Annotated in this window: 20 protein-coding genes; 14 read left to right on the forward strand and 6 right to left on the reverse strand. The window is 50.3% G+C overall.

Annotation, left to right across the window (positions count from 1 at the left end; translation table 11 throughout):
• Complete coding sequence (locus tag PUT07_RS10605; protein ID WP_274467921.1) at positions 1 to 714, forward strand: cytochrome c biogenesis CcdA family protein; 714 nt, start codon at positions 1 to 3, stop codon at positions 712 to 714.
• A 19-nt stretch (positions 715 to 733) separates the two neighbouring features.
• Here the strand turns inward: PUT07_RS10605 and splB are convergent, their stop codons facing one another.
• A complete protein-coding gene (splB, locus tag PUT07_RS10610) occupies positions 734 to 1,795 on the reverse strand; it encodes a spore photoproduct lyase (protein ID WP_274467923.1) in 1,062 nt (353 codons plus the stop codon).
• A 164-nt stretch (positions 1,796 to 1,959) separates the two neighbouring features.
• Here splB and mntR point away from each other — a divergent pair, with 164 nt between their 5' ends.
• Positions 1,960 to 2,385: a transcriptional regulator MntR gene (gene mntR / locus PUT07_RS10615; RefSeq protein ID WP_274467924.1), complete on the forward strand. Its 426-nt coding sequence runs from the start codon at positions 1,960 to 1,962 to the stop codon at positions 2,383 to 2,385.
• 110 nt (positions 2,386 to 2,495) lie between these two features.
• Entirely contained in the window at positions 2,496 to 3,464 is a 969-nt protein-coding gene (locus PUT07_RS10620) for a patatin-like phospholipase family protein (protein ID WP_274467925.1), read from the forward strand.
• A gap of 6 nt (positions 3,465 to 3,470) precedes the next feature.
• On the opposite strand, the gene PUT07_RS10625 is transcribed toward PUT07_RS10620, so the two are convergent.
• The gene (locus tag PUT07_RS10625) at positions 3,471 to 3,728 is read right to left on the reverse strand and encodes a hypothetical protein (protein ID WP_274467926.1); all 258 of its coding nucleotides are present in this window, start codon (positions 3,726 to 3,728) and stop codon (positions 3,471 to 3,473) included.
• Positions 3,725 to 4,669, reverse strand: a complete 945-nt coding sequence (locus PUT07_RS10630) for a DUF1385 domain-containing protein (protein ID WP_274467927.1) — start codon at positions 4,667 to 4,669, stop codon at positions 3,725 to 3,727. The genes PUT07_RS10625 and PUT07_RS10630 overlap by 4 nt, the downstream gene beginning before the upstream one ends.
• A gap of 150 nt (positions 4,670 to 4,819) precedes the next feature.
• On the opposite strand from PUT07_RS10630, the gene PUT07_RS10635 reads away from it, so the two are divergent.
• The 5 genes from PUT07_RS10635 (at position 4,820) to PUT07_RS10655 (ending at position 8,885) form a co-directional block, all read left to right on the forward strand.
• Positions 4,820 to 5,308, forward strand: a complete 489-nt coding sequence (locus PUT07_RS10635; protein ID WP_274467928.1) for a YqhR family membrane protein — start codon at positions 4,820 to 4,822, stop codon at positions 5,306 to 5,308.
• 77 nt (positions 5,309 to 5,385) lie between these two features.
• On the forward strand, positions 5,386 to 5,817 hold the full coding sequence (gene aroQ / locus PUT07_RS10640; RefSeq protein WP_274467930.1) for a type II 3-dehydroquinate dehydratase: 432 nt from the start codon (positions 5,386 to 5,388) through the stop codon (positions 5,815 to 5,817).
• Positions 5,818 to 5,842: 25 nt separating this feature from the next.
• Positions 5,843 to 6,916 carry a M24 family metallopeptidase gene (locus PUT07_RS10645; RefSeq protein WP_274467931.1) on the forward strand — a complete coding sequence of 358 codons (1,074 nt, stop codon included), beginning with the start codon at positions 5,843 to 5,845 and terminating at the stop codon, positions 6,914 to 6,916.
• Positions 6,917 to 6,931: 15 nt separating this feature from the next.
• The gene (efp, locus tag PUT07_RS10650; RefSeq protein ID WP_274467932.1) at positions 6,932 to 7,489 is read left to right on the forward strand and encodes an elongation factor P; all 558 of its coding nucleotides are present in this window, start codon (positions 6,932 to 6,934) and stop codon (positions 7,487 to 7,489) included.
• Between the two features lie 139 nt (positions 7,490 to 7,628).
• Positions 7,629 to 8,885, forward strand: a complete 1,257-nt coding sequence (locus PUT07_RS10655) for an aspartate kinase (protein ID WP_274467933.1) — start codon at positions 7,629 to 7,631, stop codon at positions 8,883 to 8,885.
• 6 nt (positions 8,886 to 8,891) lie between these two features.
• Here the strand turns inward: PUT07_RS10655 and PUT07_RS10660 are convergent, their stop codons facing one another.
• The 3 genes from PUT07_RS10660 to PUT07_RS10670 are packed head-to-tail and all read right to left on the reverse strand — an operon-like array spanning position 8,892 to position 10,959.
• Positions 8,892 to 9,356: a DUF441 domain-containing protein gene (locus PUT07_RS10660; RefSeq protein ID WP_274467935.1), complete on the reverse strand. Its 465-nt coding sequence runs from the start codon at positions 9,354 to 9,356 to the stop codon at positions 8,892 to 8,894.
• 55 nt (positions 9,357 to 9,411) lie between these two features.
• Positions 9,412 to 10,152 (reverse strand): 2-phosphosulfolactate phosphatase, encoded by a 741-nt coding sequence (locus PUT07_RS10665; protein ID WP_274467937.1) that lies wholly within the window; start codon positions 10,150 to 10,152, stop codon positions 9,412 to 9,414.
• A gap of 3 nt (positions 10,153 to 10,155) precedes the next feature.
• Positions 10,156 to 10,959 (reverse strand): phosphosulfolactate synthase, encoded by an 804-nt coding sequence (locus PUT07_RS10670; protein ID WP_274467939.1) that lies wholly within the window; start codon positions 10,957 to 10,959, stop codon positions 10,156 to 10,158.
• Between the two features lie 151 nt (positions 10,960 to 11,110).
• On the opposite strand from PUT07_RS10670, the gene PUT07_RS10675 reads away from it, so the two are divergent.
• The 6 genes from PUT07_RS10675 to spoIIIAE all read left to right on the forward strand — a co-directional run bounded on the left by PUT07_RS10675 (position 11,111) and on the right by spoIIIAE (position 14,840).
• Positions 11,111 to 11,374 (forward strand): YqhV family protein, encoded by a 264-nt coding sequence (locus PUT07_RS10675; protein ID WP_274467940.1) that lies wholly within the window; start codon positions 11,111 to 11,113, stop codon positions 11,372 to 11,374.
• 73 nt (positions 11,375 to 11,447) lie between these two features.
• Entirely contained in the window at positions 11,448 to 12,431 is a 984-nt protein-coding gene (gene spoIIIAA, locus PUT07_RS10680) for a stage III sporulation protein AA (protein ID WP_274467941.1), read from the forward strand.
• 6 nt (positions 12,432 to 12,437) lie between these two features.
• Positions 12,438 to 12,956: a stage III sporulation protein SpoIIIAB gene (gene spoIIIAB / locus PUT07_RS10685; protein ID WP_274467942.1), complete on the forward strand. Its 519-nt coding sequence runs from the start codon at positions 12,438 to 12,440 to the stop codon at positions 12,954 to 12,956.
• Between the two features lie 55 nt (positions 12,957 to 13,011).
• Complete coding sequence (gene spoIIIAC, locus PUT07_RS10690) at positions 13,012 to 13,215, forward strand: stage III sporulation protein AC (protein WP_029197158.1); 204 nt, start codon at positions 13,012 to 13,014, stop codon at positions 13,213 to 13,215.
• A gap of 10 nt (positions 13,216 to 13,225) precedes the next feature.
• Positions 13,226 to 13,615, forward strand: coding sequence for a stage III sporulation protein AD (spoIIIAD, locus tag PUT07_RS10695; RefSeq protein ID WP_274467945.1), 390 nt, complete (start codon positions 13,226 to 13,228; stop codon positions 13,613 to 13,615).
• Positions 13,616 to 13,640: 25 nt separating this feature from the next.
• Positions 13,641 to 14,840, forward strand: coding sequence for a stage III sporulation protein AE (spoIIIAE, locus tag PUT07_RS10700; protein WP_379239649.1), 1,200 nt, complete (start codon positions 13,641 to 13,643; stop codon positions 14,838 to 14,840).
• The last annotated feature ends 4 nt before the right edge of the window (positions 14,841 to 14,844 follow it).

A 14,844-nucleotide genomic window follows, 5' to 3' on the forward strand; every position in this document is an offset into this window, starting at 1 on the left:
ATGGATTCTGTGAATTTGTGGATTGCGTTATGGGCGGGGATTGCCTCATTCATCTCGCCATGCTGTTTGCCATTATATCCATCTTATTTGTCCTACATAACAGGCATTTCGGTTAGTGAATTGAAATCCGGCGAAACCTCAGCCCAAGTACGCAGGCAAACGATGCTGCATACGTTAAGCTTTATCCTTGGATTTTCGATCATTTTTTATGCACTAGGACTTACGGCCGGTTTCCTTGGCAATTTCTTCATCGATTACCGGGACCTGCTGCGGCAAATAGCGGCTTTGCTGATTTTCATTATGGGTTTGTTTCTGTTAGGCGTCTTCCAGCCTCAGTGGCTGATGAAGGAGCGTAAACTGCAGATCAAGTTTCGCCCTGCGGGATACTTGGGCTCCGTGCTGATCGGGATGGGTTTTGCCGCGGGGTGGTCGCCTTGCGTTGGCCCTATCTTATCCGCGATTCTAGCGCTTGCAACGACGGAACCGGGGACCTGGTTCCAATTGACGACCGCGTATTCATTGGGCTTTGCGATTCCTTTTTTCGTGCTCTCCTTCTTCATCGGGTCGACGCGCTGGATTTTGCGTTACTCCAACCTGATTATGAAAATTGGCGGGGGCTTGATGATCATAATTGCCATTTTGCTGTATACGGGCAAAATGACGCAAATCACCCTATGGTTGAACACCATAACCCCCGAATGGTTGAAATTTTAATAAATCTCGTTCGTGCTTTCTATGTGAAATATTCGATTTTGGCCTGAGGGAATTTATCAAAGATACGTTCTGTGATAAATTCCCTTAGTGCGTCTGCCTGTTCGTCGGGATACACGTATTTTCCCCGGCCATAGCGGCCCCATTTGTATTTACGTTTTTCTTCATCCATTTCCAGCTTCGTTTTCGGATATCGCTTTTCAATGATATTTTTGGCGGTTTTGGTGAACCGGTGCTGAATCATTTCGAAGGTCAAATCTTCCGCTGCTTCAGGCGGAAGCTCTTTGTGCAGCCGTTCGAGCAATTCGGCATAGCCTTGCTCCCAACCTTCATGCCAAATGATCGGGGCGATGATGAAGCCTAGGGGATACCCGGCTTTGGCCACTTTGCCCGCGGCTTCAATTCTTTCATGGAATTTGGAAGTTCCGGGCTCGAAGTTTTTGATCACATAATCTGCATTTACACTAAAACGAAACCGGGTATGCTTGTTATGCTTGGCATCGAGGAGCGGCTCGACATGGTGATACTTGGTCACAAACCGCAAACGTCCGTGTTCCTGCTGTCCCATAAATTCGATCACTTGCTTCAATGAGCCGGAAATATGCTCCAACCCGACCGGATCGGAAGTACAGGCCGCCTCGAAGCGGGTAATTTCGGGAAGCCGTTCGTCGATATACTTCTGGGCGGCACCGAGAATATCATCCATGTTGACATACACACGAATGTAAGGCTTAGCGCCAAGCGTCGTCTGAAGGTAACAGTAATGGCAGTGTCCCATACAACCGGTGGCGATCGGAATCGCATATTCGGCCGACGGCTTGGAGGTATCGAATTTGAGCGTTTTGCGTATTCCGACAACAAGCGTTCGTTTGGCTATGCGGTATTTCTCAAGTTCGGAATCGCCGGGAAGATCGCGGATTTGATTGTGGGAGGTTGTCATATGGATCTCCAAGCCTTGGCCTTTTGCCCATTCATAGATTTGCTGGCCTTTGGTATAATTCATAGCATCAGGTTCAAAATAAACAAGCTCCGGTACGAACACGGATGTCGTTGGAACGGGTCTGGCGAGCAGCTCGGTAGACATGGGAAACTCCTTTCATCGCGTGTAATCAAGCGTGTTCCTGTCGTTTAGTGTACCATCGCCGCCGCCGATTGAGTCATGGGAGATTTGACCGCGTCTAGGTTGATGGATTATGATAGGTAAGCAAGTGGCAGCAAATTAAGGAAAAAGCAGGGGGAAATAACGCAATGGCTACACCGAGCATGGAAGACTATCTGGAGAGAATATATAAGCTCATAGACGAGAAAGGTTACGCTCGTGTCTCCGACATTGCTGAAGGGCTTGAGGTGCACCCCTCATCCGTAACGAAGATGATTCAGAAGCTGGATAAGGATAACTATCTGATTTATGAGAAATACCGCGGCTTGATGTTAACCCCGAAAGGGAAGAAGATGGGCAAGCGATTGGTGGACCGGCATCAACTGCTCGAGAACTTTTTAACGATCATTGGCGTCCAAGAGGATAATATATATAAAGATGTAGAAGGAATCGAACATCATTTGAGTTGGGACTCCATTACTTGTATCGAAACGCTGGTTGAGTATTTCCGCAGAGACGAAGCTCGGGTCGGCGAACTCATGAATGTGCGTAAAGATTTAGATGCTGATAACTAAGCAGAGACCGCAGTTTGCGGTCTCTGTTTTTTTTTGCGCATAGAAACAAACTGCTCCAGCATACATAACAAAGAAAGCCCTTTGTTAGATTTCGGGGAGGGGTGTCGAATTTGTTAATCAACGGTGTATTCGAGGGCGGTGGCGTGAAAGGGATCGCTTTGGCCGGAGGCGTCAGTGCGGCGATGAATCAGGGACATGTCTTTCATCAAGTCGCAGGTACAAGCTCAGGCTCGATTGTGGCGGCTTTTCTGGCTGCCGGTTACACAGGGGAGGAAATGAAAGAAATGATCATGAGGGCGCCCTTCAAATCGTTCCTGCAGCGCTCGCCGATCTTCAATGCCAAAATTATCGGTCCCGCCGCGCGGCTGCTGATTAAGAAAGGGCTGTACTCCGGGGAAGCGCTGGAGCACTGGGTCAATCTTCAGCTTGCAGCAAAAGGGATTCGTAATTTTGGCGATCTCCGGAAGAACCAGCTGCGCATCATCGCTTCCGACATTACGCAAGGCAAGCTGCTGATATTGCCGGAAGACATCGCGCAGTACGGGATTGATCCCCGGCAGTTTTCCATTGCCAAAGCGGTTCGCATGAGCACGAGCATCCCTTACTTCTTCGATCCGGTGATGATCCGCCGCAAAATAAAAAGCTCTGCGAAGGCAACGCCTTTCACAGAGCAGTTTTATTATATCGTGGATGGCGGCTTGCTCAGCAACTATCCGTTATGGTTATTCGACGAACCGGGGGAGCGGAAGGAGAAAATTCCCGTTATCGGCTTCCAGCTCGTCGGCAAGAGCGATTTGACAACGCACCGGATCCGAGGCCCCATTACGATGCTCGAAGCATTGTTCGGCACGATGCTCAGTGCGCATGACGAACGCTACATCGAGCAGAAGAACCGTTTCCGGACCGTGAAAATTCCAACGCTAGGTGTCGGAAACACACAATTTAACTTGTCGAAGGAATTGAGCTTAGCCTTGTATGATTCCGGGTACCGCTCATCCAAGGATTATTTCAACAGATGGTCCGCACAAATCTATGAAGCGGAATATGAGAAATATGTGCAGCGGATTCCCACAAAGTAAAGCGGATTAATGATATCTCGGATAATCGTCCGAATCAGAGTCTTTGGATCCGTTAATGACCCGAAACTTGGCGTTCTTCCTTTTTACTTTGGATGGGCCGCGGCCGAACGATATCGTCTTCCAGCGATTCGGCGGGAATTTGTACAGCAGAAAGATGATGCCTAACACGAGAATCGGTATGAATAAAGTTGGCAGATTGACCAACAATCCAATCGCAATCAGAACACCGATGGCGATTTCGACCGGCGAAAATCTTCTTCTCATGCCCGTCCCTCCATGATTCTTTTTTCGGCTTCGCGCATCCGGTTGAAGGAAGCGATCGATACCTCGACTTGACTGTCTTCTGGCTCTTTGGTTGTTAACAGCTGCAGCCACAGTCCCGGATATCCCAGGAAGCGCAGCACCGGCACATCGCGCAAGGAGTTCGTGAATCGCAGCACTTCATACGATACCCCGATGACGACTGGAAGCAGCAGCAAACGCTGTACGATGCGCTCCACATAACCGTCATAGTGCAGGAACGAGTAAATGACGACTCCGATCAGCACGGTGAAGACGATGAAGGAGCTGCCGCAGCGGTAGTGCAGCGTGTTGAATTTCTGCACGTTGCTGACCGTAAGCTCAACCCCGGCTTCATAGGCGGAAATTACTTTGTGCTCGGCCCCGTGATACTGGAACAGCCTGCGAATCATAGGCGTTAAGGATATGAAATAGATATATCCGACAAGCAAGATGATTTTGATTACGCCTTCTATAAGATTATGAAGAATTTGATTGCTAAATACATTTTGGAACAAAAACTGTTCAATAACGGCGGGAACCAAGGTGAACACGAATTTGCCAAAAAGAAAGGACAGTACGCCGACGACGGCGACACCCAAAATCATGGAAATGTTGGAGAAAAAGCCCGGTTTCTCCTCTTTCGCAGCGGCTTTATCCTGGTCGCCTTCCTGCTCGGCGAATGATTCGGCGGAGAAATTGAGATGCTGTGCGCCTTTGGCGCTGGATTCGATAATGCCGACGATCCCGCGAATGAATGGGATTTTTTTGAGTGTTTGAACCCAAGGGATATCTTTCTTCGGAACTTCAAGGAAATCCATTGATCCGTCTTTCTTGCGCACGGCGGTTACATGCACATTTCTTCCTGCGAACATGACGCCCTCGATGACGGCTTGTCCACCATATATACTGTTTTGTTCTGCCATGAGATCCACCTTCTTATCAGTCTTCGATTCGGTTTGACGTACTTTCTTATTGTAACGGATTCAGGGGTTGAATGCTACCGATAACGGTAGAACATACTATTCATGCCTGATATTACGTGAACCTACGTTAAGAAAGGAAGAGAATCGCAGATGAGTGAGAAGCAAGTGGAGAAAATCAAAACGAACCGGTGGCTGTTTGCGGTTTACATCGGTTTTTTTGCAGGGCTTATATGGGGAGCAGTGAAAATCGTTGAGCAATATTTGAAATTCACCAAAATATCGATTGGTTTTCTCGTAGAACCGTTCTTTAAGCATGACTTTTTGCTGACATGGCAGGGGGTGCTGATCGGTTGGGGATTTTTCATGCTGTTCTCCATCCTGGCTGCCTTCATTTACATGGTCACGATGTGGAAGCTGCAGTCGGCCTGGTGGGGAATCGGTTACGGCGCTGTATGGTGGGCAGCCATATATTTGTTGATCGGACCGCTCGCGGGGATGACTTACTGGATCGGCGATCTCGACCTGAATACCAACCTGAGCGATTTCTGTTTATTCCTGGTCTGGGGGATGTTCATCGGTTATTCGATCGCAATTGAGTACACGGATACGAAGACAAGAACGCCTATACACAAGACATGAAAGTTATGGTAAAATATCAAAGGTTAAATAGGCTCATAACGTCTATGTGACTGAAAAATGCTGGGGAGTGATTCCTGTTGAAAAAAGTGCTGGTCATTAACGGGCCCAACTTGAATATGCTGGGCATTCGTGAACCAGGCGTCTATGGAACGGTTTCCCTTTCAGCCATTATTCAAGGCTTGACGGAATTAGCCGAGGTCTTGTCGGTTGAACTGGAGTGCTTCCAATCGAATCACGAAGGCGCAATTATCGATAAAATTCATGAAGCCTTCGGAACGAAGGACGGCATTCTCATTAACCCCGGTGCGTTTACGCATTACAGCTATGCGCTTCGCGACGCGCTAGCCGCGGTTCAATTGCCTGCTGTCGAAGTGCATTTGTCGAACATTCATAAACGCGAGGAATTCCGCCATCACTCGGTTACCGCTCCCGTCGTCCTCGGACAAATCAGCGGGTTCGGACCCCAGAGCTATGAACTTGGCTTGCGGGCATTAGTATCTCATATGTAGAATCGTAGAAAGATTGGTGATTAAGATGCAGGAGAAACGTATTGAACGTCTTCGCAAGGTTATGCAAGAGCAACAATTACCGGCTGTACTCATCACGAATGCCTATAACCGTACATATGTATCTGGCTTCACCGGTTCTTCCGGTTATGTACTTATCACATTAGACCGCGCAATCCTAATAACCGATTTCCGTTATATGACGCAAGCGCCTCAACAAGCCAAATTGTTCGAGGTCGTCGAACACGGTCCTAAACCGATGGAGACCGTTCTGGCGCTGCTGCAGAAGCAAGGGCTCACGCAGCTTGGATTCGAGCAAGGAGACGTGTCGTACGGCGACTATCTCAGCTACCAGGCCTCCTTGCCGGGCATTGAGCTTGTGCCGACCTCGCGCCTGCTTGAAGTGATCCGCATGGTCAAGGACGACGCAGAGCTGCAAGTGATGCAGGAAGCGGCGGATTTGGCCGATCAGACATTCTCGCACATTCTGAACTTCATTAAACCTGGCGTGAAGGAATTGGACATCGCCCTCGAAATCGAGATGTTCATCCGCAAGAACGGCGGAACGTCGACTTCCTTCGAAACGATCGTCGCTTCCGGCGAGCGCTCGGCGCTGCCGCACGGCAAAGCCGGTGAAAGACTGCTTCAGATGAACGAATTTGTCAAATTGGATTTTGGAGCGTATTATAAAGGGTATTGCTCAGATATCACTAGAACGGTTATGCTAGGTAAGCCTACAGACAAGCACAGAGAAATCTATGATATCGTTCTGGAAGCCCAACTGAATTGCTTGGCTAATCTTAAGCCCGGCATCACAGGCAGAGAAGGCGATGCTTACTCGCGTGATGTCATCGTGAAGCATGGCTATGGGGATTACTTCGGCCATGGCACCGGTCACGGACTGGGCATGGAGATTCACGAGTCTCCGCGTTTGTCCAAAACCGAGGATACGATTTTAACTCCTGGTATGGTGGTTACCGTTGAACCCGGCATTTATCTTCCCGGCTTCGGGGGAGTGCGCATTGAGGATGACGTCGTAATTACCGACACCGGCATTAAAATACTTACAAACTCTACAAAAGATTTTCTTATTATTGACTAGCGGAGGGATTCACAAGTGATTTCAGTAAATGATTTCAAAACAGGTCTTACGATCGAAGTAGACCACGATATTTTTACCGTATTGGATTTCCAACACGTTAAACCAGGTAAAGGTGCTGCATTCGTGCGCTCCAAGCTGAAAAACCTGCGCAACGGCAACACCGTTGAGCGCACATTCCGTGCAGGCGAGAACGTTGGCCGCGCGCACATCGAGAACCGCGAAATGCAATACCTGTATGCAAGCGGCGATGAGTATACGTTCATGGATAACGAAACTTTCGACCAAACGAGCCTGTCCCGCGACCAATTGAAATGGGAACTGAATTTCCTTTTGGAGAACATGAACATCAAAATTATGAGCTACCAAGGTGAAATTCTGGGGATCAACCTGCCGAAAAGCGTTGACTTGAAAGTCGTTGAAACAGAGCCGGGCGTGAAAGGCAACACGGCGCAAGGCGCTCTGAAATCCGCGAAAATGGAAACAGGTCTTGTTGTTCAAGTGCCTCTGTTCATCAACGAAGGCGACGTGCTTTCCATCGATACGGATGACGGCAAATATATCTCTCGCGCCTAGTCGCTGCTAGGACAAGCCTCTCTGACTTGACAGTCAGGGAGTTTTTTTATATGGCGCGTCCAATTCGTATCACAAAAAGACATTTTATGCTATAATATTGAATTGTTATGCACTAGTATGCGTTAGGAGTGGGTCAGCTTTGTCTCTAATCGTGATGAAATTTGGCGGAAGCTCTGTCGGTGATGCGGAGCGAATGAAGCGTGTGGCAAAAAGAATCGTGGAGCGAAAACAAGCAGGGCACAAGTGCGTTGTTGTCGTATCTGCGATGGGAGATACAACGGATGATTTGATCGACCTGTCTAAGCAAATTTACGACGGAGCCCCGCCGGCTCGTGAAATGGATATGCTGTTAACGACTGGGGAGCAGGTTTCCGTAGCGCTCCTATCGATGGCGATACATAGTTTAGGGGAGCAGGCGGTTTCTTACACCGGCTGGCAGAGCGGTATTTATACAGAAGCTGTGCACGGCAAAGCGAGAATTACCGATATTCAGCCTGAGCGTGTGCTGAGAGCGCTGGATAACGGCAATGTTGTTATCGTAGCCGGCTTCCAAGGGATGACAGAAGCTGGAGAGATTACAACGCTGGGCCGCGGCGGTTCCGATACGACGGCTGTTGCGCTTGCTGCTGCCATTAAAGCGGATCTGTGTGAGATCTACACGGACGTCGACGGGATTTATTCGACGGATCCACGCATTGTGAAAGTAGCGAGAAAGCTTAACGAGATTTCTTATGACGAAATGCTCGAGCTTGCCAACCTGGGAGCGGCCGTGCTTCATCCCAGAGCGGTGGAATACGCCAAAAATTATAACGTTACCTTAGTGGTGCGTTCCAGTTTTACGAACAACGAAGGGACCAACGTGAAGGAGGAAGCAGTGATGGAGCAAGGGATCGTCGTCCGCGGCATCGCATATGACAAGAATGTGGCAAGAGTAAGTATTCTAGGTGTACCTGAGAAGCCGGGCCAGCTGGCCAAAGTATTTTTGGCGCTTGCCGAGGTGCAAATCGATGTAGACATCATCGTACAAAGCGGCGTAATCAACGGATCGGCGGATTTCTCATTCACGACGACACTGGCGGACCGTGAGAAAGCGCTGGATGCGATCGAATCCATTCGCGGTGAAATCGGCTTCCGTGAAGTCACTTCCGAAGTCAACCTGGTGAAAGTATCCATCGTGGGCGCAGGCATGGTCAGCACGCCAGGGGTTGCCGCGACGATGTTTAAAGTCATTTCCGATCTGGGCATCTCGATCTCCCTCGTCAGCACGTCCGAGATCAAAGTGTCCTGTGTCATTGACAATTCCAACCTGAACGAAGTCATTCAATCGCTGCATACCGCATATGGCTTGGACACAACGGAGCAGGCTTTCGTTGGCGGCCCGCAAGATCGCAGATAATACCTGTCAGCTGAATTTATCCGATATGAAATAAGCAAGTTTAAGCAGAAAAGCGGTAATCCCGGCGGCCATCAGAGGGCCAACCGGAATTCCGCGCAAGAATACAATACCGAATATGGAACCGATAACTAGACCCACAATCAACTGTGGGTCTATTTTCAATAGCTCCAAACCTTTGCCATTCATATAAGTAGCAATAGCTCCGCCTAGCAAGGCGATAATGCCAGGCCATGTCGTGAAGACCGATAAGATATGCTTCATTGTGATGCGTTCGCTGGCAAAGGGCACTAACACGCCGATCGTCAGGAAGAGCAGCCCCAGCTCCAGGCCTCTTCGTTCCATCGTCGGAAAGAACCGCACCAGGCCTACCAGTTTTACAGCCAACAGCAAGCAAGAAGCCGTCGTTATGATCGGAGACCGGCCAATGAGTCCAATTACGATGAGTATTACTAACAGTATATTGCCATTCATCCACATAACCCCTCGTCCGCATACTTCCATCTTAGTTTATGAGAGGGGCTTGTATTTAGAACGCCGGGCGAGCCAGATTCCGTTGAAGAAGCACCATTTGATCCCCTTCCAGAATCGGGACCTGGTCTGTGATATTCGTTTGCGCGCAAGCGACGATATCCGCCTGGAATCCGGTTTTGCACATTTTTTTGCCATTCGTGCATGTCAGCAAAGTATCAAGCAGCCGGTCCTTCACCTGCAGGTAGCACCCCCGCATGGCTAAACCGAAATCATTGGTCGATAATGGTTTCTCCCCTACTACCGCAGCCAATTCTTCCAGCATATGCCCCGCACAAAGTCCGTCTTCCAGAGAGAAGACGTCCTGCGTTCCCGCACATACAATGACGGTGTCGCGTTTCAGATGGGCGATGGTTTCCGCGCATGCCCGGCTGTTCAAGAAAGAGCCTGCGAGCACATTGTCGGCTTTTACCGCTTTCTGGATACCGCGCGTGCCGTTCGTCGTCGTCAGAATGATGCGTCTGCCTTGAATGGCTTCCTTCGTGTATTCCAGCGGCGAGTTGCCGAAGTCGAACCCCGGTATTTTTTTGCAGAATCGCTCCCCGCCCAGCAGATCGCCTTCCCGGTACAGCTCCTTGGCTTTCAGAACGGTCTCTACAGGGACGATAGATTTACAGCCGTGAACGAGTGCGGTTACAATCGTGCTCGTTGCCCGCAAGACATCGATGACGACGACGGTTTTATGAAGCAAATCGTCATTCCTTGCTTCGCCGATAGTGGCGACTACTTCGATATGCATGATTTAATCCTTTCTGGTACCTAAGGACAACGTATCGGAACGCAGCCCTCTCCGCAGCGCTTCCAAGGCGATGATTTCATGGGGAGCGATGTTGCCCAGATGGATCTGCGGTCCAAGCATGTTGATCAGATGCACCTGCTGGCTCTTAAGCGGAGCTTCCCAGAGAAGCCGGTCCCCCGGCACCGCGGAGAGAACTTGCTCGACTTCCTCGTCCTTACATTTCCCTTGTTGATCAAAAATGCCAACCCCCATGCCGGATTCGCGGGCTTCTACGGTGACGAGAACAGCCCCCATCTCCGTATCCAGCATGACCGTTTCGATGAGCTCCTCCAATTCAATCGCGGAGCCCCATCCTTTTTTGCCATATTCCGTAACGACCTCTAGTCCTTCTTCGATCCCTCTTTTAATAAGCTCATTGCGCAGCTTGCGGGAGAAGTCGATGGTTCCGTTGGAAATTTCCAAGCCATTGAATCCGAGTGCGGTGACCATGTCGAAATAATCGTCTACTGCATTCTGTGTAATGGCAACCTCTAGAAAAGTGCCTCCGGGATAGATGCATATCCCGTTTTCTTTGGCTAAATTGATCTTGCTTTTTAGCACGGACTCCGGGTAAAGCGGAGAGGTGCCGAACCCGAGCTTAATCATATCCACATGATGGCTCGCCGTATGAAGCAAATCTTGGAAAGCGCACGGTCCTAAACCTTTATCCATCACCATCGTCTTACCCAGCGTTCTTGGTTTGGCCTGCCGTCTACCTGTTGGGTCGGCCAGAACGGGGTTCCAATTCAAATAAGAGGTCACTTCCATCTTTATTTCTCCTCACTGTCCTTCGAAGGTTCAATATGAGAACAGCATATGCATGGGGGAGAATGGTGGTGCCCAGTATGCCTAAAATCAGACGAGCCTGCATAAGGTAGGGTAGAAAGCTTTGACCTTTTTTACGAGAGGAGTAGAAACGATGAACAAAATTGTCCTTACGATGGCATCCCTCAGAATGATGTCGGGAAGTTTCGAATTGATCGCAGCGATTGTCATGTTGCGGCTGGCTACGGTGGAGAAAGCGCTCCTGGTGAACTCTACGCTTGCTCTAGTAGGTCCTCTAGTACTGCTAGCAACGACTACGATTGGATTAGTAGGGATCGCAGAGAAGCTTTCTTACGGAAAGATGCTCTGGGTCCTTGCGGGAGTAAGCTGTCTTTTCATTGGTATTTTAAAAAAGTAATCGGTCATATTTCTTTCTATTAAATCATAGAAATGAGTATAGAAGACTGGACAACTTGGAGGGATGTCTAACTATGTTGAATGCCGTCCTGCACATCTTCCCCCACACGCTCAGGGTTCTCTTATCGGCATTGCCGCAGGACGTACAAGCCGGCGTCGAGGAAGTCAGGGTACGAGAATCGCGGCCCCTCGAGATTAGCTGGGGCGACGGGTATGCGTTCGTTGACGATCGCGGCAAACCGGTGACTCAGGAAGAGATGGCCTACAAGCCGACCAAACAAGATTGTCACACGCTGCTGGAGATGCTCACGAACCATTCGATGTATACGCATGAGGAAGAGCTGCGCAGAGGCTATATTACGATTGCCGGAGGCCATCGTGTGGGACTGGCTGGGCGAACGGTGCTCGATCAAGGTGATGTGAAGCAGATTCGCGATGTGAGCTCGTTCAACATTCGAATCGCCCGCGAAGTGCAGGGTGTCGGCAGGCAGGTTCTGCCGCACCTGTTCGATCCTTACCGCCGCAGCGTTCACCACACGCTTGTCATCTCGCCGCCGCAGCAAGGGAAGACGACGCTGATTCGCGATTTGGCCAGATTGATCTCGCGGGGGGAATGGGGGGCGGGCGGCTTGAACACATCCGGGAAGAAAGTAGGAGTCGTCGACGAGCGCTCAGAGCTTGCGGCATGCGACAAGGGCGTGCCGAGATTCGATCTGGGGCCGCGCACCGATGTGATGGACGGATGTCCGAAGGCGGAAGGCATGATGATGATGATTCGCTCCTTATCGCCGGATGTGCTGATCGTCGATGAAATCGGAAGGCCGGAGGACGCAGCGGCCATTCATGAGGCCGTTCATACCGGAATCCGGATCGTAGCGACCGCCCATGGCGCCGATTACGAGGATGTACGGTTAAGGCCGGTGCTGAAGCAGCTTTTGGAAGAGGGTGTATTTACGAGATATGTCATCCTGCATCGAAGAAAAGGCGCCCCGGCTTCCTTTCGAATCTTGGACCGGCTGGGTCAACCGCTGGAGCTCAATCCTATGACTAAAGGATGATGAAAGATGCTGAAATTTTTGGGCGGTGTTCTCATTATCGGCGCTGCAACCTTGTACGGTTTTCTGCAAGCCGCACATTACGTCAGGCGCCCCAAACAAATCAGATTGCTGATCTCGGCGCTGGGCCGGATGGAGACGGAAATCACCTATGCCCTGACACCGCTGCCGGAAGCCTTCCAGTCGCTAGGCAAGCAGGTTGCGGAGCCGCTCTCCTCCTTATTCCGGTTGACGGCTGAACGATTATTGGCCGGCGATGGGGCATCTACCCGGGAGATTTGGCATAAGAGTGTTAGAGAGGTGTGGACGAGAACTTCGATGAAGCAGCCCGAACAAGAGATCGTTCTGGGGCTGGGAGCCGTTCTTGGGGCGACGGACCGGGCCGATCAGATCAAGCATTTGCGGCTGGCCATCTCGCAGCTGCAGACCGAAGAGACCGAGTCAAGGGAAGAGCAGCGGCGCTACGAGAAAATGTGGAAAAGCCTCGGCGTCCTAATCGGAGCATTGATCGTCATTTTGATGTATTAAGGGAAGCAGGGGACTCTTCAGGAATGTTCCTTGTCAACAGAGTGAGGTGCCTGGAATGAACGTAGATGTGAATGCCATTTTCCAGATCGCCGGCATCGGCATCATCATCGCGATGATCCATTCGGTGCTCAAGCAGATGGGCAAAGAGGATATGGCACACTGGGTCACGGTCATCGGCTTCGTGGTCGTGCTCTTCATGGTCGTCAGCATGCTGGATCATTTATTCAAAGAAATCAAAACGATCTTCTTATTCCAATGAGGTGCGCCGTATGGAAATCATCCAGATTGTCGGCTTGGGGCTCATCGTCACGATACTGACGCTCATCATTAAGGAGCAGAAACCCATGTTTGCGTTCTTGCTGGCCGCCTTTACCGGCATTCTGATTTTCTTGTTTCTCATCGGCAAAATCTCCAGTGTCATCCAGGTGCTCGAAGAATTGGCGCAAAAATCCAGTATCAACATGGTGTTTCTCAAAACGATCCTGAAAATCATTGGCGTTGCCTACATTGCTGAATTCGGCGCCCAAATCGTGCGTGATGCCGGACAAGAATCCATCGCCTCCAAGATCGAGCTATCCGGCAAAGTGCTCATCATGGTGATGGCGATTCCGATCATTACCGTCATTATCGAAACCGTCGTGAAGCTGCTGCCCGCTTAGATGATCCATTTAGGAGTGACGACTTATGAACCCACTTTATTCGTACCAGAAGTTGAACAACCGTTGGCTCCTTCTGCTTATCATGATCATGGCGCTGTGGCTGGGCATGTCGAACTACGGGGCGGCCGAATCGCCGACGGACGCGATAATCAGAGAGCAGGCCGAGCATTTGAATACGGAGCCTGTCGAGCAATATTGGGATAAGCTCATGAGAGATTACGGGGGCTACTTCCCCGAAAGCAAGACGCCGAGCTTCATGGAGCTGCTGATGGGCACGAAGGGCATCTCCGTCACAAGCTTGTTCAAAGGCTTGCTGCGTTACGTGTTCCACGAAATTATTATCAACGGCAAGCTGCTGGCCTCCATCGTGATACTGACGATTTTCAGCATGATCCTGGAGACGCTCCAAAGCTCCTTCGAGCGGAATACGGTCAGCAAATTAGGCTATTCCATCACCTATATGGTTCTAATCATCATCGCCATTAACTCCTTCAGCATAGCGATCGGATATGCCAAAACCGCCATTAGCTCCATGATCCAGTTCATGATTGCGATTATGCCGCTGCTGCTGACACTGCTAGCCTCTATGGGGAATGTGACGTCCGTAGCGATCCTGCATCCGCTGATCGTCTTCATGATTCACTCCGTCGGTACGGCGATTTATGTGTTTGTTTTTCCGCTTCTGTTCTTCTCGGCGGTGCTACACATCGTAAGCTCGCTAAGCGATAAATACAAGGTTACGCAGCTGGCGAACCTGCTCCGAACGATCAGTCTTAGCGCGCTAGGCGTCTTCGTAACGGTTTTCCTCGGCGTCATCTCCATCCAGGGGACAACCGGGGCCGTGCGCGACGGTGTCGCGATTCGAACGGCCAAGTACATCACGGGCAACTTCGTACCTGTCGTCGGCCGGTTATTCTCCGACGCCACGGAGACGGTCATCGGCGCATCGCTGCTGGTCAAAAATGCGATCGGTCTCGTCGGTGTCGTTATACTCATCATGCTGTGCGCCTTCCCGGCGGTCAAAATATTAACGCTAGCCTTCATCTACAATCTGTCGGCAGCTATCATGCAGCCTTTGGGCGACAGCCCCATCATCGCTTGTTTGCAAACGATAGGCAAGAGCTTGATCTATGTGTTTGCGGCCCTCGCCGCCGTAAGTTTAATGTTCTTCCTGGCTCTGACAATCATGATTACGATCAGCAATGTCTCCGTGATGATGCGGTGAAAGG

The organism is Paenibacillus sp. MAHUQ-63 (assembly GCF_028765165.1).
In the GTDB taxonomy this organism is placed as follows: domain Bacteria; phylum Bacillota; class Bacilli; order Paenibacillales; family NBRC-103111; genus Paenibacillus_E.